The organism is Pseudomonas sp. SG-MS2, from assembly GCF_009933855.1.
In the GTDB taxonomy this organism is placed as follows: domain Bacteria; phylum Pseudomonadota; class Gammaproteobacteria; order Pseudomonadales; family Pseudomonadaceae; genus Aquipseudomonas; species Aquipseudomonas putida_E.
The window spans coordinates 1-25,402 of sequence record NZ_MOMO01000197.1 but is presented as its reverse complement, the minus strand read 5'-3'; the positions used below and the strand labels follow the sequence as shown (position 1 = coordinate 25,402).

Sequence of the window (25,402 nt, the reverse complement as noted above, 5' to 3'; positions counted from 1 at the left end):
GTTTCAAACGTTCCAGCAACGCCGCCTGCGCCGCGCTGCACCCACTGCGGCCCATCACCTGGAAGGCCTGCAGCAGCGGTACACCCGCCCTCAGCAACGTTGCCAACTGCCGGCTGAAACCCGCCGGGTCGCTCTTTACCCTACGTGCAGGCCAGCGCCATACCAGCCCGCCCGCGGGCCGCAAACTAGCCACGCGAATGCCCTGGCGCTGCAGCCCGGCCCGCACATAGGCCGGGCTGCGCCCAGCCATCTGCCCGCGCACTTCTGCGCCATTGGCATCGATGCCCTGCCAGGCATAGCGCTGTGTTGAATGGTTCATGCAAAGGTCCTTTTCTGCCCGTGTGACAAGCCTGGAAACAGCTTGTCGTGTCCATGAAGGGGCGCGCATTGGCGATGCTCACTAGAGTAGTTCAGCGAAGGTGACGCCCCGGCCGGCAGGGGTGACAAAAGGTGTCTGTTCAGGCCTACTGCGCCGCTGCCAGCCGGGGTCGAGCCTGACCTCAACGAACACGCGTATCAAAAAGGAAACCGTTCATGAAAGGGCAACGCGGTATCACCCTGATCGAACTGATGATCGTCGTCGCGATCATCGGCATCCTGGCGACCATCGCCATCCCGATGTACACCAACCACCAGTCACGCACCAAGGCGGCTGCCGGTTTGCTGGAGATCAGCGCGCTGAAGACAGCGATGGACCTGCGCTTGAATGAAGGGAAGGATGTGGCCGATGTCGCTGCACTGGGCGGCCAGCCCGCGACTGCACATTGCGCGATCACCGCTGCCGGCAAGGCTGCCGACGGCAACGGGAGCATCGTCTGCACCCTGGTGGACGCGCCGGCCAATGTGGTGGGCAAGGCCCTCACCCTAACGCGCTCGGCTACCGGCTGGCGCTGCACCACCAACATCGAGGAAGACCTGGCGCCCAGTGGCTGCAAAGGGGCCTGAGGGCAGGGGAATAAGTCAGCGGAAACAGGCGTTTGCGTAACGGCTGCGGCAGTGGTACGTTGCGCTACACGCCGGTGTAGCTCAGTCGGTAGAGCAGCGCACTCGTAACGCGAAGGTCGCAGGTTCGATTCCTGTCTCCGGCACCACATCCAGATTGGCCAGTGGCGATTTTTCGCTTGTTGGCCCTGCTAAGAAGCCCGCCGTGTGCGGGTTTTTTTGTGGCTGTCTTTTACGCTGTGAATCTGCGTGCTTTGACTTAATGGGGCGCGGTTTTCCACTTAGGGTTGCACGGTTTTCTAGATAGTGGTTATCTGTTGATTCGGTTTTAGCCAACGTTTACGGGACAAATGCCGAATTTTTTCTAGATAATGGTTTTTCTGTTTAGAGATAATTTTGAGATGCCCCAGTTTTCCCACTACGACCTGCAGCTGCTGAACCCCTCCTTCGACTCGCCATTGGTTGACGTTCTGGCCGAACTCGAGTTTCTGCGCAGACTGAGGTTGGAGGGAGACACCCCACCCCAGGTGTTCTTTCAGCTCAAGGCGCTGTTCCATACCTTGGAGAGCTTGGGGTCTGCTCGAATCGAGGGCAACCACACCACGCTGGCCGACTACATTGACAGCAAGGTCGAAGGCAAAGCCGAGAGCACCGACCAGTTGCTGGAAATTGCCAACATCGAGAAGGCAATGGACTACATCGAAGAGGTGGTTAAGCCCGGTGAAGACCTGACAGAGCATACGATTCGAGAGCTGCACGCCATGACCGTGCACGGGTTGCGGCGCGAAGGCGATAAAACGCCTGGCGCCTACCGGGAAGGCGCGGTCAGGATCGCTCAGGCGGAGCATCTACCTCCGGAAGGTGTACTGGTGCCCCAGTACATGCAAGAGTTGGTCAGCTTCATCAATCGTGACGACTCGCCTAAGTACGCCCTGATGAAGGTCGCCCTGGCGCACCACCGTTTCGGCTGGATTCACCCATTCGGCAATGGCAATGGGCGGGTGGTAAGGCTGCTGACCTATGCATTGTTGATGAAGTACGGCTTTAACGTGAACTCGGGTGGCCGAGTGCTCAATCCCACGGCAGTGTTCTGCAATGACCGAGACAAGTACTACACCATGCTGGGGGTGGCTGATACCGGTACCATCGCGGGCTTGGAAGCATGGTGTACCTATGTGCTGCAAGGCATTCGGGATGAGCTGGAGAAGGTGGACAAGCTCACCGATTATGGCTATCTCACTAAATGCATTCTGCACCCAGCGGTGAGCTTTGCACGCAGTCGGGAATGGATTACCGAGACCGAGGAACGGATCCTTGTCGGCGTGATAAAGATGAAGGTAGTGAAATCAAGTGATATTGCTCAGGCGCTTCCAACGCTCACCCCTAACCAACGAACGTATCAGATTAAAAATCTGGTAGAGCAAGGCATGCTTTTGCCGGTCAATCCGGGGGCGAGGCAATACACCATTGGTTTCTCCAGCAACTACCTGGTGCGTGGGGTAATCAAGGCGCTGAGAGAGCAGGGGTTCATTCCTGAACCTCTCGATAGGCCTTGAGAAATCGCAGGTTCGTGCCGAATCCAGCTTGATCTTGCCACCCTGGCGCGGCCTTGCCGGGGCGCCGGGCCGGTCGGAAAGGGCCGCAAGGCGGCCGCTGCATTTCTTGAACCACCGTAATCTTGCAGCCCTGCTACCTATCCAATCTCGCTGCGACCGTCTTCTTGGAGCGCATCGCCGAACACCCGATCAATCGGGTCGATAAACTGCCTTCCGTGGTACGTTTCTTTCACCCTACTGAACTCTGCGAGGTGCCCTTACCCATGGTCAAAACTGTTCGCTTGCCCAAACCCGCGGCAGACCTGTTGTTGCTGCACATTGAATTGAAACACATCGAGCCGGCCATCTGGCGCCGCGTGGCGGTACCGGAAAACATCACCCTGGGCAGATTGCATTCAGTGATCCAGGTCGTGATGGGATGGGAGGGTGGTCACCTGCATGAATTTGAAATTGCCGGGGAGAATTACGGCATACCCGACCCCGATGGCTGGGGGCCGGCGGTAAAGCCGGAAGCGCGCAAAACCTTGGTCAAAGCTTTGTGCGGGAAGAAGAGTTTCCGCTATGTGTATGACTTTGGTGACGGCTGGGATCACCGGATCAAAGTCGTTAAAGTGCTGCCCGCCATCGCCTGTCCGCAGGTGCCGTATTGCGTCGATGGTGCCAATGCGTGCCCGCCGGAAGATGTGGGCGGTGAGCCGGGCTATGCCGAGTTTCTTCAAGCCATGGCAGACCCCAATCACCCAGAGCATGAGGCCATGATGGAATGGCATGGGGATATCTTCGATCCGGCGGCTTTCGACTGTGAACTTACGAATGGTTGGCTGAAGGAATTCAGGGGCTGACAGTCCCGGGCGGTGCGGATTCTCGCGCTTTGATGCTTACCAGGCGTGGCAACTACCTCTAGCACCACCCGTGCGCTGTGAATGCATAATCGGTAGTTCGCTGCCGGTTTTACCCGTGCTTAAGCTTTTAATCAGCATCGTATTGCCGGTTTCCGCTATGCCCACTATGATAATCAGCACTCAAATGCTGATTAATGGTGTGGAGATGCCGCTCAAACTCACGATCCAGGCTTTCTCCGATGGTGCATGGGGCGATGCAGCGACACTCACGGTCGAGAACCCGGAGCGTGTTGCTGATGGACGGTGCCTTGTCGCATACGACAGCGACTACATCATCGCGAACTTAGATCGCATGGAAGATCGTTGCGAACTGGCCCTAAGCGTTAACCTTCCGTTGAACTGGGACCATCATGACGTCACAGGGTATCCAGCATTCCTCTACGACATCATTCCCTCTGGTGCTGCCAAGGACTCTCTTGAATCCCGCTACGGGCGTCTTAAGCCCGAAGGCGTGGAAATGGGGCTGTACCTTTTGGAGCGCTTCACGCCGGCCCCTATTGGGCATCTGCGCATCAAGGAGTCGGTGGAAGGCCTTCAGCCGGATCTGAACGAGGCTTTCGCGCATGCTGAGGTCGTGGACAGGACGAACGAATTTCTTGAGTACGCCTATGAAAGCGGCGCGGCGTTGGGCGGTGCTACCGGTGCCAACGGGCAAGCCCCCAAGCTGGTCATGACCCAAGCCCACGACGGTGCTCTGTATGCTGATGCGATGCTCCCCGATGACCAGGCGTGCCGTCACTGGCTGATCAAGTTCGCGCGTAATCGAGGCGGCGAGCGCGACCAAGACATCCTGCGAACAGAGTTTCATTACTACAAGGCGGTTGCTGCCCTCGGCCTTGATACGGTTCCCACTGATGGTTTGGCGCTTGAAGAGGCAGTGAAGCCAAGCCTCTGGATGCCACGATTTGATCGCCGAGTAGTGGATGGCGGGGTGGAGCGGATACCGCTGGAGTCGGTGTACTCGATCTGCGGCATTACCGGCTACGCGCATCCGATGGCGCATGCCGAAGTGGTTCACCGACTGGTAGGTCTATGGATCGATAACGGCCAGCAGGATGAGGTGGACGACCTGGTGTTCGAGTACGTGCGGCGCGATCTGCTGAACCGCATTCTAGGGAACACCGATAACCACGGCCGCAACACCTCCATCATGCGTGTGGGTGGGAGGTTTCGTTTGGCGCCAATCTATGACCTTGCGCCAATGATCCTGGATGAAGAAGGCATCACACGGACGACGAAGTGGGCGGCGGAGCGCAAAGGGTCTTCTTGTTGGAGCGACAACTGCGCTGAGCTCGTTGGTTACACTGATCCCGATGTTCTGCTGCAACGGTTGATGAATGCGGCTGAGGAATTCAGGGCGTTGCCCGATCTGCTGACCGATGCTCCTGAATCGATGCGCAATGCAGCCTCTCTACCCGTGAATAACCTGGATAAGCGACTCGTGGAGTGGGGACTGCGATGAAAAAACTACAGCCTGAAGAGCGCGCTCAGCTCGTAGAGGATATCGTCAAGCGCAACGCGGCTGGGCTCGACCCAATCGGCACATCCATCCGCCGTCTGCGGCTGGAAGTCACCGGGCTTGACCAAGAGACCTTCGCGGCCATGTGCAGGATGTCCACGAAAAGCCTGTACGAACTGGAAAGCGGGAAGTCGAATCCGAAGCTCAGCACTTTGGAGGCTGTGCTGCGTCTCTTTGGCGTGCGGATGGGTATGGTGATGACTGCCAAAGACAAGCCCATCGCAACGGTCGTCGGCAACAGTTTCGGCCAATTGAAGGCCGGTGGGCCAATCGCTGTGGCCGCGCCGCTGGCCAGTTCCTACGTGGTGGCCGGACCCAAGCGAGGGAAAAGCCCTGCGGCAGCCAAAGCGAAGAAGGCAGTGTCGAGCCCGGCATCGCCACGGGCACGGAAAAGCAGTCAGGAAAAGTGAGATTGATGTGGGATGCAAATAAAATCTCATCCCATTTTTCTCTAACTGATCGGTTGCGGCATTAAGTCTGGTTGCTCGCAGTAGTTCCAAACCACGACGGCTTCATACTTGTAACGGTAACCATGGGTAATCGGGGGTTGAGTTTTTCCGCAGAACGTTGCAGGGTCCTCTAGATAGCGGTTATCTGTGTTTTCGGTTTTGGCGTGTCTCGTGTAATGGCGGCTGTGCGTGGGAGACCCTCGGGTCTGCCGGGTTCCTTTTCCTCGGTTCGCCAACCTGCGTACAGCTGCCACCCTAACCGTTTGGCGACGGCAACAATGTCGGCCAGTTGAAGGCCGGTGGCCAATCGCTGTGGCCGCGCGGCCGGTGGCGAATCCTTCGCCGCTGGCAAGCTCCTACGTGGTGGCCGGACCGAAACGAGGGAAAAGCCCTGCGGCAGCCAAAGCGAAGAAGGCAGTGTCGAGGTCAGCATCGCCACGGGCACGGAAAAGCAGTCAGGGACAGTGAGATTGATGTGGGATGCAAATCGGGTCACGTTTGCGTATCTATAAGCGGGGCAGCCCGACGTAGAAAGCCTTTGGGTCTGCCGAGTTCCTTTCCTCGGTTCGCCAATCTGCGTGCAGCGGCCCTCCAATTGCGTGATATAGAGCGGTAACTTTCCTAGCGGCCGATTTTCCTACAACCCGTGTGGCGTTTTGCTGGCCGAAGGCCCTTGCGAAAGCGGTGGCATGGGGATAAATTGCCTCAGTCGCCGAAGCATCGGTGATGCGACCTTGGCCGGTCGGATTCGAAAGGCGCATCAGCGCTCAGTCTTCATCGCAGGCGCTTTTTTTGTGCCCGCGATGTCGTGTTTTGGCGGTGGTGCGCGGGACACCTTCGGGTGTGCCGGGCTCCTTTCGTCCCGGTCGGCCAACCCGCGTACTGCTGCCACCTTAACTTGCTTGGCCGCGAGCGGTGGCAGTTCCACAACGAAAGGAACTCATGCATGACCACCCGAAATCCGTTACTGATCCTCGCATCCGTTCTCCGCCGCCGTCGCCCTTCGCCGGCTCCCGAACCCCACCGTTTCTACCCCATCTACGACCCATCACGTCCGCACAACGCACCCAAGCAGGTGCCCCATGACTGACCAGGAACGCTTGTCCACAATCCAGAGCTACGCCTGGACCCTCGAACTGCTCGGCGAAGCCCTGGTGCAGCATGACGAGATGCTCGAGTGTGAACACAACCCTCACTTGAGCTTCCGGAACACCGCAGGTATCCACCAAGCCATACGGATCATCAGCCAGATGGCCAGTGAGCAGTGCGCGAAAGTGAGCCTGTTGAAGGGCGAAGCCTGCTAAGGAGGGGCACATCAGGGCAAGTTCAGGTACCTCCTGATCATGCGTTTTGGCCTGTAAACCGTCCCTGCCTTGAACCGCGAACGCGGCCTCCGGTTCGTACCGGAGGCCCGCCCACACAGCGTGCCCTTCGATTGAAACCTCACCCGCTCACGCTTCGTGCGCCGCACCTGGCAACTGCACGGCCTTCGGTCGCAACAGCGTGCTCAACCCCAGCAACAACACCGCACCGATGGCCATTATCCCCCAGGCCCAGTGCAACGAACTGAGCTGGTCACGGACGATGCCGGCAATCAGTGGCATGGTCGCTGCGATCAGGTAGCCACCGCCCTGTACGAACGCCAGCAGGGCGCCGGCTTCGGTTGGCGAGTGGGTGTGGTCGAGGGTGACGATGAGCGACAACGGGAACAATGCGCCGATGCCAAGCCCCAGGCACAGGGTGGCCACCACCGCGAGCTGCACGGGGGCGAGCATCAGGCAGGCCAGGCCGGCAAGCAACAGCAGTATCACCACGGTCAGAGGCTGTCTGCGGTCTGGGTAGCGGTGAATGAGGGCTGAAACCAGTAGGCCGGCGATGACCTCGGTGACGGTGAGGGCGCCAAGCAGGTAACCCGCCTGGGTGGCCGTCCAGCCCAATTCAACATAAAACGGCGGCAACCAGGCCAGTACCAGGGTGTAGGCACCCGTGCCAATGCCGAAGAACAACAACAGCAACCAGGCTCGCCCGCTGCGGTACGGCAAGGTGGCATCGCTGTGGCTACCGGGGTCGCTGCCGGCGGCAAGCAACCAGGCGATCAAGCCGACCAGCGCCGGCAAGGCTGCAACCCCCAACGTCAGTTGCCAGCCGAAGGTGCTGGCACCCGGCGCCGCAAAGGCAGCGGCCAGCGCGGCGCCGCCCATGATGCCGGTGGTGAACAGCCCCATCAGCATGCCGGCGCTTTGCGGGTGGCTGCGCTTGATGAACGCGGGCATCAAAGCCTGGATAACCGCAATGCCGACCCCGCCCAACGCGGCTGTTGCGATCAGCGCCGTGCCGGACGTGATATAGGCCCGTGCGGCGCAGCTGATGACGATCAGCGTGATACCCATCGCCACACCTCGCACTTCACCTACCAGGCGCAGCAGCCAGGGGCCGGACAGCGCGAACAACCCCATCATCATCACTGGCAGGGTGGTCAGCAGGCCGCCTTGGGCGTTGCTCAGGCCCAGGTCTTGTTGCAGGGTGACGAGCAAGGGGCCGATGGCCGCCATGATGGGGCGTAGGTTCAAGCCGATCAGCATGGCCAGTAGGCCGATGCACGCTTTGCTTGGCAGATCACGCATGTTGAAGTGGCTCCTGCAGGAAGGTGCATATCGCCTGGTTGAAGGCCTGGGCGTACGGAATGTTGAATACGTGGCCGTCACCCGGCAGGGTGATCTGGCGGGCATGGTCGATACGTTGGGTGATGTCTTCGGCTTCCGAGCGTGGGCTGATGAGGTCGCCTTCGGCGGCGAGCACCAGGGTTGCCGCTTGGATTGCTGGCAATTGATTGCTCAGGTCGTAGCGCTTCATGCCATTGCACCAGCGGATCTGGCTTTGCGCTGACAGTTGAGCGGCCTGGGCGTGCCAGGCCTGGTACAGGCATTGGCCTTCGGCCGAGGCGGCATAATCAGCGCCAACCAACGCCGGCCAGGTGGCCTTGAACCGCTTCAGGCAGCCGTCCGCTTGCGCAAGGTTTGCGGCCCAGTCGTTCAGCAGCCCCTGGCGGTACGTGCTGTTCATGCTGGCGAATGTGCCGGCGACCACCAGTTGCTGTACGGCCTCAGGTGCATGGCAGGCCATTTCGAGCGCCACCATGCCGCCCAGGGAGAGGCCGATCAGGTGGGTGCTTTCCAGCCCCAGGTGGTCGAGCAGTGCCAGCATTTCCAGTGCCTGGGCATGGGCCGTGATACCTTCGGGCGCTTCGCTGGACGCGCCGTGGCCCAGCAGGTCGGATACGATAACGCGGTGGCCCAGGCTGAGCAGTGCACTGGCCTGGGGCGCCCAGGCACGCCCGCTGTTGCCCAGGCCATGCAGCAGCAGCACCGGGCTGCCAGCACCTGAGTCGTAGTAGTAGTGCCGATGCGGTCCGTGTATGAAAAATGCCATGTGTTCTCCTGATCCTTCAGTCGTATCGTCAGCAAGATAACTTAACGTTAAGATAGTTTAAAGGCGTCGGAGTTCAGGAGTTTGCGCGGGTTAACAATTGATCAATTGCCCGGTGAAGGGGAGCTATGAACGATCATGTGGATTTTGTCGTCGCGCAGTGGGCGCAGGCGATGCCCTCGGTGGACGTCACATCCATGGAGATTTTCGGGCGCATGGCGCGCATCCAGAAGCATCTGGAGCGCATGCGTGCCGAAGCGCTGGCACAGTACGGCTTCAAGGAAGGCGAGTTCGATGTGCTGGCGACGCTGCGAAGGGCAGGGGCGCCGTACCGCCTGACGCCAACCGAGCTTTACCGCTCGCTGCTGATCACATCCGGGGCGATGACCAACCGGCTGGCCCGGCTGGAAAGCGCCGGCATGGTCGAACGTATTGCCGACGATCACGACAAGCGCAGCTACCAGGTTGCACTGACCGCGGCAGGTAAGGTGTTGATTGAGAAGGCTCTGCTTACACATACTGAGATTCAGGAGCTGGTACTGGCCCCTTTGAGTGCGAAGCAGCGCGCAGGGTTTGCGCAGCTGTTGAAGCAGATGCTCGCGTGTCTGCCTGGCGAAGGGGCGCCCAGCCAATGAACTGGAAAATTCAGGAGGAATTTTCATGCTGCACAGCAACTACCTCAAGCAGTTGGATCTGCAGGACATCGTGGTGTTTCTCAACCTGCTCGAGTTGCGCAGCGCCAAGCGCACCGCCGAGTTGATGAGCGTCAGCCAGCCCACCGTCAGTTATTGCCTCAAGCGCCTGCGCGGCTGCTTCGATGACACGCTGTTCGCTTCTTCCCAGGGCGTGCTGCTGCCCACCACCAAGGCCGAGAAAATCGCGCCCTACCTGCGCGTGGTGGTCGAATCGGTCAACCGCTGCGCGGAAGACGACAGCACGGTTTCGCCGCAGGCCATGCGCAAAATCTGGAGGCTCTGCGCCCCGGAATATTTCGAGTTGTCATTCCTGCCCCAGGCCCTGGCGGTGTTGTCCCGCACCCACGGCAATACCTCGCTGCACCTGGACCGCCTGAGCCGTGACTTGCCAGTGGACCGGCTGATATCCGGCGAAATCGACATCGCCATCGGTTTTGGCCCGGGCTATCACCAGATGCATCCCGAATTGCAGTGGCAGCCTGTGCTCAATGACGACTTCGTGTGCCTGACCAGCCAGAAAACGCTGGCCAACGAAGGTGCCATGAACCTCGATGAATTCTGTGCATCGCCCCATGTGTTCCCTACGCCATGGGTCTCGGAAAAGAACATGGTCGACAGCTGGTTGGACAAGGTCGGCCGTTCACGCAATGTGCTGGTGCGCGCCAACGGCTATCAGGCCTGCGTGAACATCGTTGCCGCTGTGCCTTCCACCTTGGCATTGCCGGCGCGCTTGTTGCCGCACCTGCGCATCGCCCCGCAAGTCAAAGTCTGCCAACCGCCGCTTGGCTTCCCCAGTTTTACTCTGGACATGATCTGGGCACGCGATCGCAGCGACAGCAAGGATATTTCCAGTTTGCGGTCGCTGATCGAACAAGTGGCCGAAGCCCTGTTGACGGAACGATGACACGGCATATTTAAATTTTCGCAACGCCTTTAGATTTCTTAAAACCAACAGCGTGCTCATTTCTCTTACTGTGTGGTCATCGGGTAGCGGATGCCTACCTGAACCCACAGTTCACGGAGGAATGAGTCATGTTGGCGCAAGTTCAACCCTGGGTGTTCCCTTATTATCGGCAACCGACACCCTGCTACGGTTTTGAATGTGTAGTTGCTGTTGACCGTGACATGCGCGTCAGCGAGGTTATCAGCGGTGCAACACTTTACGAAGACCTGGCCCACAGCGGTGCGGTGATCTACCGCGATTTCGCAGATACCCTTGCAGACTTCAATGAGTTCGTCAGCGCACACTCGTCGCGCGTCACCTTTGACCCGGCGCGCAAGGCGGCCACATCCAACACCGCGGAAATCGAGGCGGGGGTGCACGAGATGGGGCTGCACCGCGAGAATGGCAACCTGCCGTTCAACCCTGACCTGCAGTGGTTCTATTGCCTGGAAGCGGCTTCGGTCGGTTCGCAAACTACCCTGTGCGATGGCCAACGGGTGTTGTTCGACTTGTCGGCTAAAACCCGAAAGTTATTTGAGCAGCGCGATATACGTTATGCCCGGCGTATTCCCTGGCAGAACGTAAAACGCTTCCTCAGTATTGAACTTCAGCTACCGCTGGACGCCATTACGGATGACCACCTGCAGCAGGTCAATGATCAAGTAGCGGGGCAAACTTACCGGCGCATTGATCAAAACCTGATTGCTTCAGAGTTGATTATTTCCGCTGTGGAAACCAGTTGTTTCAGTGGTCGCAAGGCCTTCTGCAATTCGATGCTGGGCCCCAGCGTCAATTACGAGCCGCCGCGTATCACCTGGGCTGATGGCGAAGATATTGCCCTTGAGATCTGGGATGAAATCAAGGAAGTGACCGAGCGCAATACCTACAGCCACTTCTGGCAGAAAGGCGACATCGTCGTGATCGACAACACCCGCGTCATGCACGGCCGCCGCCGGCTGGATGACACTTCGCGGCGCATTTTCGGCGCCCAGAGCTACCGCATCGGAGGTAACGGCCAATGATCAGCAAGAAAATGCAGGACTACCTGGCGGCAACGCCCGACCGCATCGTCATCCGTGAGATGGATGGCCGCACCCATACGCTGCACGAACTGCGTCGCGATGTGATGCGCCTGGCCAGTGCCCTTGAAGGGCGTGTGGGGCGCTGTGAACGCAAGGTATTCGGTATCGCCATGCGCTCATGCTACGAGTGGGTCTACACGCTGCTGGCCATTCAGAAAGTCGGTGCGGTGCTGTTGCCGGTGCCCATCGAGTTTTCCGACGACCAGATCGGCAGCCTGCTGGGCAAGGCCGCAGCGGTGTTCGTCAGCGATGAAAAAACCGCCAACCGCCTGCACGGCATCCTGCCGGACAAGGCCTGCTTCATTCCGGGCCAGCTGATGAACCAGGCCATCGGCGAGGAGTGGCGCAACGAGGATGAGTTGATCCCGGAGGGCATCGTTTCGAACATCCATACCTCAGGCACCACCTCCAAACCCAAGGGGGTGATGATTCGCGACGAGGCGGTGGGGCTGTTGGTGGACAACGTCATGAAGCGCCTGCCACAACAACCGCTGCACTACTTCTCGATCGTGCCGATGAGCTTGTTGATCGAGCAGGTGCTCGGCGTTTTCATCCCGATCCTGTCGGGCGGTACGCTGACGTTGATGCCCGAGGGCGTGACCGAATATGGCGCGGCGAGCGGCAATGCCCGGCAGTACCTGGAGCTGATCGCACCCAACCAGCCCAATTTCCTGTACCTGCCGCCCAAGTTGCTTGAGGAGGCCAATGGGCTGCTTGAGCATTGCACGGCCGAGCAGCTGTTCGGCCCGCAACGCCCGCACATCATCACCGGTGGCGCGAAGATTCCGGCCACAGTGCTGGAGGCGCTGGAAGCGCGCGGCGTGCAGGTGTTCGAGGCGTATGGCCTGAGCGAGAACTCATCGATCATCTCGCTGAACTCGCCCGCCGAGCGGCGCATTGGCTCCGCCGGCAAGCTGCTCGACGGTATCGAACCCAAGCTGGTCGATGGCGAACTGCTGGTGCGCACGCCGACCCTGTGCGCGGGGTACTACAACGCTGACGATACCGCCTGCGACCTGTCCGACGGCTACTTGCATACCGGCGATATCGCCGAATTTCGCGACGGCTACCTCTACATCACCGGGCGCAAGAAACACGTGATCATCCTCTCCACGGCGCGCAACATCTCGCCGGAGTGGGTGGAGAACGTCTACAAGGAGAGCCCGCTGGTGGACGACATGATCGTCATGGGGGAAGGCAGGGACGAGCCGTGCGCCATCGTGCTCAGTGCTGCGGGCGCGGAGCGCGTACGCAGCGAAATGGCGCGCCTGGAACATCGCCTTGCCGATTTCGCCCGGGTTCGCCAGGTGCGCGTCATCGAGGATATCGCCTTGTTCCGCGAGCAGTTCTACACCGTCACCGGGCGGCCGCGGCGCGCGGAAATCGAGGCCCGCTTCATCGATCAGATGTACGCCTGAGTACGAGGGAGCCAGCATGTACATCGTGCGTAATTTCTATAAAGGCCGGCCCGGCTACCGATGCCTGCAAGAGGCGGTGCGTGCGCACTACCTCAAGCACTACCAGGCAACGCCAGAACCTGAGCCCGATCTGTTCGTATGCCTGACCGACCCTAACGGTGGCGCCCCGGGCTATGCCTGTGCCGGCATCAGTTACGGCGATTCCGGCAAGCTCTTCAGTGAGTATTACCTGGATCAGAGCTTGGATGAGCGTTATGGGCTGGACCGCGCCCGTATCGCCGAAGTGGGCGCCTTCGCTTCATTTCGCAGCGGCAGCGGTGCAGGCAAGTACCTGCTCAACAATGTCATCAAGACCCTGGCGCTGCGCAACTTCGGCCTGGTGGTGCTGACCGCTACCGAACAGGTGCGCCAGTTGCTGGCGCCGATCGTCGACAACCTCGAAGACCTGGGCGGCGCGGACAGAGGGCGGGTCCGGGACCCAGCCGTCAACTGGGGTTCCTATTACGACCACAGGCCGCGGGTGGTGGTGTCGCGTTTGTCATCGCCCAGCATCTGGATGAGTGCACCTGCGCCAGGCCTCGCCCAGCCCCATTTCGCCAATCAGGCATCTGCCTGACCTGATCACCATGCCGGGCACCACTGTGCCCGGTGTGCTGGAGGTAAACATGAACGCGACCAAGCGTTACGAGAATTTCATTGTGTTCCTGGCACCGCTGATCAACAGCGTTGGCGGCATCGCCATCGACCTGTATGCGCCCAGCATTCCTTCCATCGGCCGGGAACTGTCGGCCAGCCCTGTATTGATGCAGAACACCATCACCATCACCCTGCTGTTCTATGCGATCGGCCAGCTGTTCTTCGGGGTCATGGCCGATGCCCGCGGGCGCAAGCCGGCGGTTCAGCTGGGCCTTGTGGTGTTTCTCGGCGGCAGCCTGCTGGCAACGGTTGCCACCTCGATAGAAATGCTGCTGCTGGCCCGAGCGCTGCAAGGGTTCGCTATTGGCGCTTGCCAGGTGGTCGCGCGGGCGTTGCTGGTGGACGTCGTCAAGGGGCCTCGCTTCTATGTGGCGATCATCTACCTGAGCCTGGCCTTTGGCCTGGGCCCGGTGATCGCGCCCTACGTAGGTGGGCTGATCGAAGTGCATCTGGGGTGGCGCTACAACTTCGTGCTCTATGCGGTATACGCGGTGATCGTGCTTGCCTTCGTGCTGGCGGGGCTCAAGGAATCGCTGGCGGTGACGGGCAGGCGCAGTGCACTGCAGACCATCGCAGGCTACCGCTGCATCCTGGCCGACAGTCGCTTTCGTTCCTCGGTCGTCGTGCTCGGTTCCAGTTTCTCTGCCTTCTTGCTGTGGAACGTGTTCGGGCCGCACATCGTCCAGGAACGCCTCGGGCACAGCGCTCAGTACTTTGGTACCACGGCGCTTGCGGTGGGCAGTTGCTACCTGGTGGGGACCTTGGTAAACCGCGCGCTGATCCGTTACGTCAATGCGCATGCCTTGATGTGGGCCGGGATGGCGCTATTCCTGCTCGGTGTGGCAGTGATCGCCGCGATGCCGGGCGGTTTGAACCTGGTGACGATCCTGGGTGGCATCATGCTGGTCGCTTTTGGCCAAGGTTTCATCTTCTCCAATGCCATGGCCCGTTCCATGTCCCTGTTCCCGGACCGGGCAGGGGTAGCGGCAAGCCTGCAGGGGTGCTTGATGCTGGTGTTCGGCGCCGTTGCCTCAGGCATCGTCAGTGCCTTGCCGTTGGCATCCAACCTGGCTATCGCCGGCGTGTTCCTGATGCTGTGGCTGGTATCGCTGTCGGGCATGCTGAGCGTGCGGATGCAGCGGCAGGCGTCGGTGGCCTGAGGCTAAGCAGTGCCGGGCGGGTTGGCTTGCGGGGCGCTGTCAGCGGATCAGCGCGGGGAGCGCTCGTACGTAAACCAACTCACTGATGAGCTCTATCAGCGTCTGCGTGATCACCGCCGCTGCCGCCAGCGTACGCATGTCCTCGGGCAATGCGAGCGCCAGCGGCAACACCACCAGCGAATTGCGCGTCGCGCTGCTGAATGTCACCGAGCGGGCCTCGGCCACCGGCAAACGCAGCAGCCGCGCCGAGGCAAACCCGAGCACCGGGGCCAGCAGCATGAAGCCTATGTACACCGGGATCACCGGCAGCAGGCGGTCGAAATCGCGCACTACCACGGCAATCTGCGAGCCGATCACTGCCACGAGCACCAGTGCCATCGCCGGCACCGGCATCCACGCCCAAGCGTCATTCCACACAGAAACGCTACGTGACCGGCGTGCTCCGGCCGAGGTGAGCACCGCCAGGATCAGCGGCAGCACAATCAGCAGCACGAACGCCTCCACGAATGGCGTGATGGAAATCGCCACTTCGCTGCTGTCACCCAGCATCAGCGCCAGGTACACCGGCAACAGCACCAGTTGCACCAGCAACAGCACGGGGGTGGCGGCGAGGGTAAGGCGCGAGTCGCCTTTGCCGATGTGGGTGAACACCACCACGTAGTCGATGCAGGGCGTCAGCAGCACCAGCAGGGCGCCGATGAGGATGGCCGGGTGCCCGACCAAGCCTCGGGTGGCGGCCCACACCAGTAACGGGACGAAGATGAAGTTGGCCAGCAGCAGCGCGGCCATGAAGCGGCGGTTGCCCAGGCCTTGGCGCAGGTCGAGGAAGGGGATTTGCAGGAACATCGCGTACATCAGTACGGCGATGGCGGGGGTGACCAGTGCTTCCAGGTGGCGCGCGGTGTCGGTGGCCAGCAGGCCGAAGGCAGCGGCGGCGAGCACGGCGGCGAAATACAACGCAATCTGATGGGTTTCGAGTTGCTCTCTGGTCAAGGCGGCGTCCTGGCGTTCGCGGTGGGCGTGAGGGTGCACAGGGTAATACGCTGCGCCGCAATTGTGGTCGCCCGCTTGTTGTGGCTTGCAATGGCAAGGCTTGCCCGCAGGCATGAAAAAGCCCGGCACAAGGGCCGGGCTTTTCACATCAGGCTATCGCCAATCAGTTGCCGTACACCGGCAGCTTCTTGCAGATGGCCTTGACCTTTTCACGTACGGCGTCGATGACGGCGTCGTTGTTCAGGTCGGCGAGGATGTCGCAGATCCAGCCGGCCAGTTCTTTACACTCGGCTTCTTTGAAGCCGCGGGTGGTGACGGCCGGGGTGCCGAAACGCAGGCCCGAGGTCACGAACGGCGAACGTGGGTCGTTAGGTACCGAGTTCTTGTTGACGGTGATGAAGGCTTTGCCCAGGGCGGCGTCAGCATCCTTACCGGAGATTTCCTGCTTGATCAGCGACAGCAGGAACAGGTGGTTCTGGGTGCCGCCGGAAACGACGTCGAAACCACGCTCGATGAACACGCTGGCCATGGCCTGGGCGTTCTTCACCACTTGCTGCTGGTAAGCCTTGAACTCAGGCTGCAGGGCTTCCTTGAAGCAGATGGCCTTGGCCGCGATGACGTGCTCCAGCGGGCCGCCCTGGGCGCCCGGGAAGACGGCGGAGTTCAGCTTCTTCTCGATGTCGGCGTTGGCACGGGCCAGGATCAGGCCGCCACGCGGGCCGCGCAGGGTCTTGTGGGTGGTGGTGGTGACCACGTCGGCGAACGGCACCGGGTTCGGGTACACGCCAGCGGCAACCAGGCCGGCAACGTGGGCCATGTCGACGAACAGGTAGGCACCTACTTTGTCGGCGATGGCGCGGAAGCGCGGGAAGTCCAGGACCTGCGAATAGGCCGAGAAGCCGGCAACGATCATTTTCGGCTTGTGCTCGACGGCCAGGCGCTCGACTTCGTCGTAGTCGATCAGGCCGTTGGCATCGATGCCGTACTGGATGGCGTTGTACAGCTTGCCCGAGGAGCTTACCGAAGCACCGTGGGTCAGGTGGCCACCGTGGGCCAGGCTCATGCCCAGGATGGTGTCACCAGCCGACAGCAGGGCCAGGTAGACAGCGGCGTTGGCCTGGGAGCCGGCGTGCGGCTGAACGTTGGCGTAGTCGGCGCCGAACAGCTCCTTGGCGCGGTCGATGGCCAGTTGCTCGACCACGTCGACGTACTCGCAACCACCGTAGTAACGCTTGCCCGGGTAGCCTTCGGCGTACTTGTTGGTCAGGACCGAACCCTGGGCTTCCATGACGGCTGGGCTGGTGTAGTTTTCCGAAGCGATCAGCTCGATATGCTCTTCCTGGCGCAGAGCTTCTTGCTGCATGGCTTCGAAGAGCTCGGCGTCGTACTTGGCAATGGTCAAATCACGGCTGAACATAACGGTCCTCAAGGATCGGGCTGAATTGGGGGGGCATTCTAACCGATTGATTCGCGCCTGGCATATGAAGTGGCATCAAGTCGCGGACCAATGGCTTTCATGTTGCATCCCGCGCCCTGCCTGGGCTGGATGGGGGCGGGAGTTGACTTTGAAGTCCGCTTTCAGCAGGCCAGGGCCGCGCCAGCGGGCACCGGATCACTGGAACATGAACAGCGTCTCGTTGCTGAACTGCGCCTCGAACTGGCTGGCCGGCATCGGCCGCCCGAACAGGTAGCCTTGCACCTCGTCACAGCCATGCTCACGCAGGAACTCCAGCTGCTCGTGGGTTTCGACGCCCTCGGCGATCACCGCCAGGTTCAGGCTGTGCGCCATGGCGATGATCGCCCGGGCAATCTGCGCGTCCTGCTCGCCCTCGGGCAGGCCGTCGACGAAGGTGCGGTCGATCTTCAGCACGTCGATGGGGAACTGCTTGAGGTAGTTGAGCGACGAGTAGCCGGTGCCGAAGTCGTCCACCGCAATGCTCAGGCCCAGCACCTTCAGGCTGTCGAGTATCTGCATCGCTTCGTTCACATCGCGCATCAGGATGCTTTCGGTCAGCTCCAGCTCCAGGCACGCAGGCGGCAGGCCGGTTTCTTCGAGCACGGTGGCGATGCGCTTGCCCAGCTGGCCGTCGGAGAACTGCCGGGCCGAGATGTTCACTGACACCTTCGGCACGCGCACCTTGGCCTTGTGCCAGGCCTTGAGCTGGCGGCTGGCCTCGCGCAGCACCCAGTCGCCGACATCCACCACCAGCCCCAGCTCCTCGATCACCGGGATGAAGTCGCCCGGTGGCACCAGGCCGCGCGTGGGGTGGCGCCAGCGCAGCAGCGCCTCGGCACCGGTCAGGCGCTTGCCGTCGCCGCTGAACTGCGGTTGGTAGTAGAGGATGAATTCGTTCTGCTCCAGGGCATGGCGCAGGTCGCTTTCCAGCTCCAGGCGCTCCAGGGCGCTGGCGTTCATCTCGGCCTGGTAGAACTGGAAGTTGTTCTTGCCGCGCTCCTTGGCGTGGTACATGGCGGTGTCGGCGTTCTTCATCAGTTGGCTCAGTTCGCCGCCGTCCTGCGGGCTGAGGGCGATGCCGATACTGGCGGTGACGAAGAACTCGCGGCCTTCGAGCACGAACGGCCGCACCAGGCTGGCGAGGATGTTCTCGGCCACATGGATGGCGCGGTTGAGCGCCATTTCGCGGGTGGCGCGCGATTGCAGCAGCAGGGTGAACTCGTCACCGCCCATGCGCGCCACGGTGTCGTCATCGTCGACACAGGCCAGCAGGCGCAGGGCCATGTCCTTGAGCATGCGATCGCCCGCGGCGTGGCCCAGGGAGTCGTTGATCGGCTTGAAACGGTCCAGGTCGAGGAACATCAGTACCACCCACGACTTCTGCCGCTCAGCTTGTTGCAGGGCAGTGTGCAGGCGGTCCTGGAACAGCGTGCGGTTGGGCAGGTGGGTCAGGGCATCGTAGTAGGCCAGGCGATGAATGCGCTGTTCGCTGGCCTTGCGCTCACTGATGTCAGTGAAGAAACACACGTAGCTGGCCAGGTCGCCCTCGTCATCGAGCACCGCGGTTATACCGACCCAGGCTGGGTAGTGCTCGCCACTGCGGCGCTTGAGCCACACTTCGCCTTCCCAGCTGCCGCGCAGGTGCAGCTGTTTGAGTACGTAGCGCAGGTGGCCCTCCTGCTGGTCGTCCACAGTCAGCATGCTTGGCAGCTGGTCGAGCACATCGCTGACCGAATATCCGCTGACCCGGCTGAACGCTTCGTTGGCCTGCACGATGTAGCCGGCCGGGTCGGTGATGAGGATGGCCGAGGTTGAGTGTTCGAAGACCGTGGCGGCCATGCGCAGGTCTTTTTCCGCACGGCGTTGCTGGCTGATGTCGCGGCCCACGCCCAGCACACCCTCGAAGCGCTCGCGGTCGTCCCACACCAGCACCAGGCGCAGCTCGATAGGGATCTTGCGGCCATCGGCGCGCAGGCAGTCGAACAAAAACAGCTGGTTGGGCAGGTGCTGGCGCAGTTGTGCCAGCTGTTCCCGGTCGCCCATGGCCTTGCTGACCCGTTCCATCAGGCTGTAGATGCCGGTGAGCTGGGACGGGTTGGCGACAATCGACTGCCAGCCGTTTTCAAAGATCCAGTCGGTGTTGTAGCCCAGCACTGCCTGCACCGAGGGGCTGACGTAGTTGAGCTGCAGCTTGCTGTCGGTGGAGAAGATCACGTCGCTGATGCTTTCGGCGAGCATGCGGTAGCGCTGCTCGCTGTCGCGTAGCGACTGGCTGGCCTCGATCTGCACGGTGACGTCCTTGCCCACACCGATGATGCGGGTAACCTGGCCATCGCTGTCGCGGGTCAGCACTTGCTCACGGATGTCGTAGCAGCGCCAGCCGCCGTCGCGGTGGCGGAAGCGCAGCTGGCAATGCAGTGACTGGCCGTGGCCGTTGGTGCGTTGCTGCTGGCGCAGGGCCTGGTAGTGCGCCGCATCCTCGGGGTGCAGCAGCAGCTCCCAGAAGCGGTCGCCCATCTGCGCAAGCTCGGTGCGGTCGTAGCCCAGGGTCTGGCCGAGGTGGCGGTTGCTGAAGATCATCCGCTGGCTGAGCACGTCCTGCACGTACAACTGGTCGGGCACGGTACGCACCACGTCCGACCAGAAGCTTTCGCGCTCCAGCAGCGACAGCTCCACCTGCTTGCGGCTGGTGATGTCGCTGATGCTCAGGATCACCGCCTGGTAGTCGCGGCGCTGTTCCGGCAGCCGCGCCATCAGCCACAGGTGCAGCTCACCGCCCAGGGGGGCGGGCAGGCGCACTTCCAGTTCCAGCAGCGGGCGCTGCTCGATCAGCGCATCGATCAGTTGCATGCCGACGCTGTCACGGCCGTCGCCGCTGCCGTCGATCAGCCGTTGCCAGGCCCCTGCGTGGCAGTCGACGTTGAGCAGCTGGCGCGCCACTTGGTTGATTTCGGTGATCTTCAGTTCCAGCAGCAGCGAGCGGCGCAGGCTGGAGTCGAGTGCCAGGCTCTGCTTGAGCGCGGCGAGGTTGCGCAGGTGGTAGCGGTCAAGCTGGCCGGGCAGGCTGGAGAGGTCGAGCACGCACAGGGCTACGCCGGTGCCCTCGAAGATTTCCTGATAGCGCCGGCGGTCCTCCTGCAGGGCGCGCTGGCGGCGGCGCATGTTGATCAGCGCCAGTACCGGCAGCAGGGCACAGAACAGCGCCAGCAGGCACTTGCCCAGCAGTGCCGGCAACAGTTTCTGCTGGGCAAGGCCGGCATCGAACAGGCCACGCAGCTGCCAGACACTGTTGTCGATGAAGACCAGCATCACGCTTTGCAGCGGCTGGTCGCTGGTCTGTGCTGGGGCGTGGCGTTCCAGCACCTCGCCGCTGCGGCTGTTCTCCAGCAGCCACAGGGGGTGCCCGGGGCCGTCCAGGTGCTGGGTCAGGGTGCGGTAAAAATCGTTGGACAGGCGCAGCAGCCAGTAGCCGCGACCCTGCTCGGTGGCCTGGCGCAACAGCAGGTAGACGGTGCGTTTGTCCGCCGAGTTGGCGAAGAAATAAGGCCGGCCCTGGTTCAAGCCGAACAGCTCGTCAATCAGCGGGCGGTCGGGGCTGCCGGCCAGGCTGTCGCCCTGTAGCCGCCCGCTGTGGTCCAGCCAGGCCAGGTCGCGCAGGTTTGGCAGGCGCTCGCGCAGCGTGTCGAGCAGGCTGGGCAAGGCGGCAGGCGACGGCGCTTTGACATACGGCTGCACCACATTCAGCGCCTGCTGGGCCTTGAGCGCCATGTTCAGGCCCAAGTGGTCTGCCAGTTCGACGCTTGCGTCCAGGTGCTGCTGGCGCTGCTCGGCCTGGGTGTGGCGGAACTGCGAGAACAGTTGCCAAAGCAGCAAACCCAGCAGCAGCAAAGCCAGCAGGGCCAGCGCACCTTTGACCGAGCCGCGCGCCGGAGCGGCTGGGGCCGGCGTGACAGTGCGCGGCGAGGACGGATGATTGAGATTGGTCAAACCTTGGTCCTGCTATTGGGCTGGCGACGGCAGGGATTGATATGCACGGTGTATGCCGGTGCCTGGGCGACCGCACCGCGGTTGCGCACTATAAGGCCGTATACCCGAAACGGGCTAGCATGCCTGTCATTATGGCAAAGTGCCAGCCCTGCTATCGGGTGCCGATGGTCGCGATGAAACCTGCCCGTTCGGCAATGCCTTGCTTGCTGTGCGAGAATGCCGCCCGCTTCAATGACAACGCATCGGAGATGTTCGGTTTTGGTTACTCACTTTTCCACCAATGGCCTCGATTCCGCCTGTGGGCGCAGCAGTCAGACCCTTGTCAGCACTGCCGTGACCGAGGATGTATCCTGCAAGTCGTGCCAGCGTTCGCTGGTCAAACCTGAGGCCTCGGCCTCGAAAGCCAAGGCGCCGTCGCTGGCCGAGCTGCGCAAGACCGCCAAGGCGGCAGTAGCCCCGGTCGAAGCTGGGGCTGAGGCTGTAGTTAAACCGGCCAGCAAGGCCGTGAACAAACCTGCCGCCAAGCCGGCCAAGGCTGCCGAGCAGCCTGCCCGCCAGGGTGGTTTCAGCGTGAAATCCGCCTGGGCCGCGCGCCTGGCCGGGCAGGGCGACCGTTGCCGCTTGCCGCGGGGCAAGGCAAAGCAGCGTCACGTCTGATTCGTGTGGGGCCAGCACCGGCCTCATCGCCGCCAATGGGCCGCACCGCGGCCCCTGTTGACCCCACCATCCGACCACCCTGTGCAACGCCGCGCGTTGGCGTAGAATGGTCGACTTTGTTCAATGACACCCCGTAAACACATCCGCCTGGCCACCTGGCCGGGGCGATCGTCGATGTCTTTACCTATCTGATTAGAGGGCTTGGTTTTGGCTCAATACGTCTACACCATGCATCGGCTGAGCAAGGTCGTGCCGCCGAAGCGGGAAGTTCTCAAGAACATTTCCCTGTCGTTCTTCCCGGGCGCCAAGATCGGCGTACTCGGCCTGAACGGCGCGGGTAAATCGACCCTGCTGCGGATCATGGCGGGCGTCGACAAGGAATTCGACGGCGAAGCCCGTCCGATGCCCGACATCAACGTCGGCTACCTGCCCCAGGAGCCGCAACTGGACCCGAGCAAGACCGTACGCGAAGTGGTCGAAGAAGCGGTCAGCGTGATCAAGGACGCCCAGGCCCGCCTGGACGAGGTCTACGCCGCCTACGCCGAACCCGACGCCGACTTCGACAAGCTGGCCGCCGAGCAGGCCAAGCTCGAATCCATCCTGCAGGCTGCCGACGGCCACAACCTCGAGCGCCAGCTCGACGTCGCCGCCGACGCCCTGCGCCTGCCGGCCTGGGATGCCCGCATCGAACACCTGTCCGGTGGTGAGAAGCGCCGTGTGGCCCTGTGCCGTCTGCTGCTGTCGGCCCCCGACATGCTGCTGCTCGACGAACCCACCAACCACCTGGACGCCGACTCGGTGGCCTGGCTGGAGCGCTTCCTGCACGACTTCCCGGGCACCGTGGTAGCGATTACCCACGACCGTTACTTCCTCGATAACGTCGCAGGCTGGATCCTCGAACTGGACCGCGGCGCCGGCATCCCGTACGAAGGCAACTACTCGGGCTGGCTGGAGGCCAAGTCGGACCGTCTGGCGCAGGAATCCAAGCAGCAGAGCGCCCACGAGAAGGCCATGAAAGAGGAACTGGAGTGGGTGCGCAAAGGCGCCAAGGCCCGCCAGTCCAAATCCAAGGCCCGTCTGCAGCGCTTTGAAGAGATGCAGTCGCAGGAATTCCAGAAGCGCAGCGAAACCAACGAGATCTACATCCCGGCTGGCCCGCGCCTGGGCGACAAGGTCATCGAGTTCAAGAACGTCTCCAAAGGCTATGGTGACCGCGTGCTGATCGACAACCTGTCGTTCGCCATGCCTAAAGGTGCCATCGTCGGCGTGATCGGTGGTAACGGTGCCGGTAAGTCGACCCTGTTCCGCATGCTGATGGGCAAGGAACAGCCGGACTCGGGCAGCATCGAGATCGGCGAAACTGTGCAACTGGCCTGTGTGGACCAGAGCCGCGAAGACCTGGACGGTGCCAAGACCGTGTTCCAGCAGATCTCCGATGGCTCCGACATGATCCGCATCGGCAACTACGAGATCCCGTCGCGCACCTACGTTGGCCGGTTCAACTTCAAGGGCGGCGACCAGCAGAAGTTCGTCAAGGACCTCTCCGGTGGTGAACGTGGCCGTCTGCACCTGGCCCTGACCCTGAAAGAGGGCGGCAACGTGCTGCTGCTCGACGAACCGTCCAACGACCTGGACGTCGAAACCCTGCGTTCGCTGGAGGAAGCCCTGCTGGACTTCCCGGGCGCCGCGATCGTGATTTCCCACGACCGTTGGTTCCTGGACCGTGTGGCTACCCACATCCTGGCGTACGAAGACGACTCGAACGTGGTGTTCTTCGAAGGTAACTACACCGAGTACGAAGCCGACCGCAAGAAGCGCCTGGGCGACGCCGCTGCCCAGCCGCACCGGGTACGGCACAAGAAGCTGGCCCAGTAAGCCGGTTTCCGATGCACAAGAATGGGGCCCTCAGGGGCCCCATTTTTGTGCCTGGCATGAAGTGGCCTGTCCCGCCAGGAGGGCTGATCGGCCATCGGAAGGCACCTTGTTTTGTATACACTTATATAAAACGCACCAAATAATTTCATTAAAACGACATTTCGCCCTATTCCAGTGCGATTGCTTCTTGGTACATTCCAGAAAAAACCAATAAGTCCAATCCCTCTTGGTGAGATGTCTACCCATGATCGAATCTGTCGACCATTTCCTCGAGCGCCTGAAGCAGCGCGACCCGGCCCAGCCCGAATTCCACCAGGCGGTGGAAGAAGTGCTGCGCAGCCTTTGGCCTTTCCTTGAAGCCAACCCACACTACCTGCAGGCCGGCATCCTCGAGCGCATGGTCGAACCCGAGCGCGCGGTGCTGTTCCGCGTGTCGTGGGTCGATGACCAGGGCAAGGTTCAGGTCAACCGCGGCTACCGCATCCAGATGAGCAGCGCCATCGGCCCCTACAAGGGCGGCCTGCGTTTCCACCCCTCGGTAAACCTGGGTGTGCTTAAGTTCCTGGCCTTCGAGCAGGTATTCAAGAACTCCCTCACCTCGTTGCCCATGGGCGGCGGCAAGGGCGGCTCGGACTTCGACCCCAAGGGCAAGAGCGACGCCGAAGTGATGCGCTTCTGCCAGGCCTTCATGAGCGAGCTGTACCGCCACATCGGCGCCGACCTGGACGTGCCTGCCGGTGACATCGGTGTGGGCGCCCGCGAGATCGGCTTCATGTTCGGCCAATACAAGCGCCTGGCCAACCAGTTCACTTCGGTGCTGACCGGCAAGGGCATGACCTACGGCGGCAGCCTGATCCGCCCTGAAGCCACCGGCTACGGCTGTGTGTACTTCGCCGAAGAAATGCTCAAGCGTCAGGGCCTGCGCATCGACGGTCGTCGCGTAGCAATTTCCGGTTCCGGCAACGTTGCCCAGTACGCTGCGCGCAAGGTCATGGACCTGGGCGGCAAGGTGATCTCGCTGTCCGACTCCGAAGGCACCCTGTACGCCGAAGCCGGCCTGACCGACGCCCAGTGGGACGCCGTGATGGCGCTGAAGAACGTCAAGCGTGGCCGTATCAGCGAACTGGCCGATCAGTTTGGCCTGGAGTTCCGCAAGGGGCAGACGCCATGGAGCCTGCCGTGCGACATCGCCCTGCCGTGCGCCACGCAGAACGAACTGGGCAGCGAAGACGCCCGCACCCTGCTGCGCAACGGCTGCATCTGCGTAGCGGAAGGCGCCAACATGCCGACCACGCTGGAGGCTGTGGATATCTTCCTGGAGGCTGGCATCCTGTACGCACCGGGCAAGGCATCCAACGCCGGCGGCGTGGCCGTTTCGGGCCTGGAGATGTCACAGAACGCCATGCGCCTGCTGTGGACCGCCGGTGAAGTGGACAGCAAGCTGCACCACATCATGCAGTCGATCCACCATGCTTGCGTGCACTACGGTGAAGAGGCCGATGGCAAGATCAACTACGTGAAAGGCGCCAATATCGCCGGCTTCGTCAAAGTCGCGGACGCCATGCTGGCCCAGGGCGTGGTCTGATTCGAAAGATTGGGGCCGCGCAGCGGCCCCTTTGTTTCAGGCCTCACCCACGATATCCATC

Annotated in this window: 20 protein-coding genes, 1 tRNA gene and 2 pseudogenes; 17 read left to right on the top strand and 6 right to left on the bottom strand. The window is 61.6% G+C overall.

Annotated elements, in window-relative coordinates:
- Nucleotides 1-319, bottom strand: a pseudogene (locus BLX42_RS16730) (type II secretion system F family protein); the annotation flags it as partial.
- A gap of 215 nt (nt 320-534) precedes the next feature.
- Here BLX42_RS16730 and BLX42_RS16725 point away from each other — a divergent pair.
- The 8 genes and pseudogenes from BLX42_RS16725 (at nt 535) to BLX42_RS16695 (ending at nt 6,672) form a co-directional block, all read left to right on the top strand.
- Nucleotides 535-945 (top strand): pilin, encoded by a 411-nt coding sequence (locus BLX42_RS16725; RefSeq protein WP_012316337.1) that lies wholly within the window; start codon nt 535-537, stop codon nt 943-945.
- A gap of 70 nt (nt 946-1,015) precedes the next feature.
- Nucleotides 1,016-1,091: transfer RNA gene (locus BLX42_RS16720), tRNA-Thr, on the top strand.
- Nucleotides 1,092-1,343: 252 nt separating this feature from the next.
- Nucleotides 1,344-2,498, top strand: a complete 1,155-nt coding sequence (locus BLX42_RS16715) for a Fic family protein (RefSeq protein ID WP_125923372.1) — start codon at nt 1,344-1,346, stop codon at nt 2,496-2,498.
- Nucleotides 2,499-2,761: 263 nt separating this feature from the next.
- Nucleotides 2,762-3,340 carry a plasmid pRiA4b ORF-3 family protein gene (locus BLX42_RS16710; protein ID WP_161872208.1) on the top strand — a complete coding sequence of 193 codons (579 nt, stop codon included), beginning with the start codon at nt 2,762-2,764 and terminating at the stop codon, nt 3,338-3,340.
- Between the two features lie 157 nt (nt 3,341-3,497).
- Complete coding sequence (locus BLX42_RS16705; protein ID WP_177010754.1) at nt 3,498-4,862, top strand: type II toxin-antitoxin system HipA family toxin; 1,365 nt, start codon at nt 3,498-3,500, stop codon at nt 4,860-4,862.
- Entirely contained in the window at nt 4,859-5,329 is a 471-nt protein-coding gene (locus tag BLX42_RS16700) for a helix-turn-helix domain-containing protein (protein WP_046784623.1), read from the top strand. The genes BLX42_RS16705 and BLX42_RS16700 overlap by 4 nt, the downstream gene beginning before the upstream one ends.
- Nucleotides 5,330-5,639: 310 nt before the next feature.
- Nucleotides 5,640-5,836 (top strand): annotated as a pseudogene (locus BLX42_RS27090) (XRE family transcriptional regulator); the annotation flags it as partial.
- Between the two features lie 614 nt (nt 5,837-6,450).
- Nucleotides 6,451-6,672, top strand: coding sequence for a hypothetical protein (locus BLX42_RS16695; protein WP_161872206.1), 222 nt, complete (start codon nt 6,451-6,453; stop codon nt 6,670-6,672).
- 147 nt (nt 6,673-6,819) lie between these two features.
- On the opposite strand, the gene BLX42_RS16690 is transcribed toward BLX42_RS16695, so the two are convergent.
- Both BLX42_RS16690 and BLX42_RS16685 read right to left on the bottom strand, forming a co-directional pair.
- A complete protein-coding gene (locus tag BLX42_RS16690; protein ID WP_161872205.1) occupies nt 6,820-7,992 on the bottom strand; it encodes an MFS transporter in 1,173 nt (390 codons plus the stop codon).
- The gene (locus tag BLX42_RS16685; RefSeq protein ID WP_012316322.1) at nt 7,985-8,797 is read right to left on the bottom strand and encodes an alpha/beta fold hydrolase; all 813 of its coding nucleotides are present in this window, start codon (nt 8,795-8,797) and stop codon (nt 7,985-7,987) included. Before BLX42_RS16685 ends, BLX42_RS16690 begins: the two co-directional genes overlap by 8 nt.
- Before the next feature lie 125 nt (nt 8,798-8,922).
- Between BLX42_RS16685 and BLX42_RS16680 the strand changes: the two genes are divergently transcribed.
- From BLX42_RS16680 to BLX42_RS16655, 6 genes are all read left to right on the top strand, one after another.
- Nucleotides 8,923-9,429, top strand: a complete 507-nt coding sequence (locus tag BLX42_RS16680) for a MarR family winged helix-turn-helix transcriptional regulator (protein WP_012316321.1) — start codon at nt 8,923-8,925, stop codon at nt 9,427-9,429.
- A gap of 25 nt (nt 9,430-9,454) precedes the next feature.
- On the top strand, nt 9,455-10,393 hold the full coding sequence (locus BLX42_RS16675; protein WP_161872204.1) for a LysR family transcriptional regulator: 939 nt from the start codon (nt 9,455-9,457) through the stop codon (nt 10,391-10,393).
- Between the two features lie 128 nt (nt 10,394-10,521).
- Complete coding sequence (locus BLX42_RS16670; protein ID WP_046784622.1) at nt 10,522-11,454, top strand: TauD/TfdA family dioxygenase; 933 nt, start codon at nt 10,522-10,524, stop codon at nt 11,452-11,454.
- A complete protein-coding gene (locus BLX42_RS16665) occupies nt 11,451-12,932 on the top strand; it encodes an AMP-binding protein (protein WP_161872203.1) in 1,482 nt (493 codons plus the stop codon). The genes BLX42_RS16670 and BLX42_RS16665 overlap by 4 nt, the downstream gene beginning before the upstream one ends.
- A gap of 16 nt (nt 12,933-12,948) precedes the next feature.
- A complete protein-coding gene (locus BLX42_RS16660) occupies nt 12,949-13,548 on the top strand; it encodes a thermostable hemolysin (protein ID WP_046784621.1) in 600 nt (199 codons plus the stop codon).
- Nucleotides 13,549-13,597: 49 nt separating this feature from the next.
- Nucleotides 13,598-14,788, top strand: a complete 1,191-nt coding sequence (locus BLX42_RS16655) for a multidrug effflux MFS transporter (protein ID WP_046784686.1) — start codon at nt 13,598-13,600, stop codon at nt 14,786-14,788.
- Nucleotides 14,789-14,827: 39 nt separating this feature from the next.
- On the opposite strand, the gene BLX42_RS16650 is transcribed toward BLX42_RS16655, so the two are convergent.
- From BLX42_RS16650 to BLX42_RS16640, 3 genes are all read right to left on the bottom strand, one after another.
- On the bottom strand, nt 14,828-15,781 hold the full coding sequence (locus BLX42_RS16650) for an arsenic resistance protein (protein ID WP_161872202.1): 954 nt from the start codon (nt 15,779-15,781) through the stop codon (nt 14,828-14,830).
- Between the two features lie 163 nt (nt 15,782-15,944).
- Nucleotides 15,945-17,198, bottom strand: a complete 1,254-nt coding sequence (gene glyA, locus BLX42_RS16645) for a serine hydroxymethyltransferase (protein ID WP_012316314.1) — start codon at nt 17,196-17,198, stop codon at nt 15,945-15,947.
- A gap of 195 nt (nt 17,199-17,393) precedes the next feature.
- On the bottom strand, nt 17,394-21,224 hold the full coding sequence (locus BLX42_RS16640) for a GGDEF and EAL domain-containing protein (protein ID WP_161872201.1): 3,831 nt from the start codon (nt 21,222-21,224) through the stop codon (nt 17,394-17,396).
- 258 nt (nt 21,225-21,482) lie between these two features.
- Here BLX42_RS16640 and BLX42_RS16635 point away from each other — a divergent pair, with 258 nt between their 5' ends.
- The 3 genes from BLX42_RS16635 to gdhA all read left to right on the top strand — a co-directional run bounded on the left by BLX42_RS16635 (nt 21,483) and on the right by gdhA (nt 25,341).
- Entirely contained in the window at nt 21,483-21,881 is a 399-nt protein-coding gene (locus tag BLX42_RS16635; protein ID WP_161872200.1) for a hypothetical protein, read from the top strand.
- Between the two features lie 207 nt (nt 21,882-22,088).
- On the top strand, nt 22,089-23,756 hold the full coding sequence (gene ettA, locus BLX42_RS16630; protein WP_161872199.1) for an energy-dependent translational throttle protein EttA: 1,668 nt from the start codon (nt 22,089-22,091) through the stop codon (nt 23,754-23,756).
- A 244-nt stretch (nt 23,757-24,000) separates the two neighbouring features.
- Nucleotides 24,001-25,341, top strand: coding sequence for an NADP-specific glutamate dehydrogenase (gene gdhA / locus BLX42_RS16625; protein WP_046784598.1), 1,341 nt, complete (start codon nt 24,001-24,003; stop codon nt 25,339-25,341).
- The last annotated feature ends 61 nt before the right edge of the window (nt 25,342-25,402 follow it).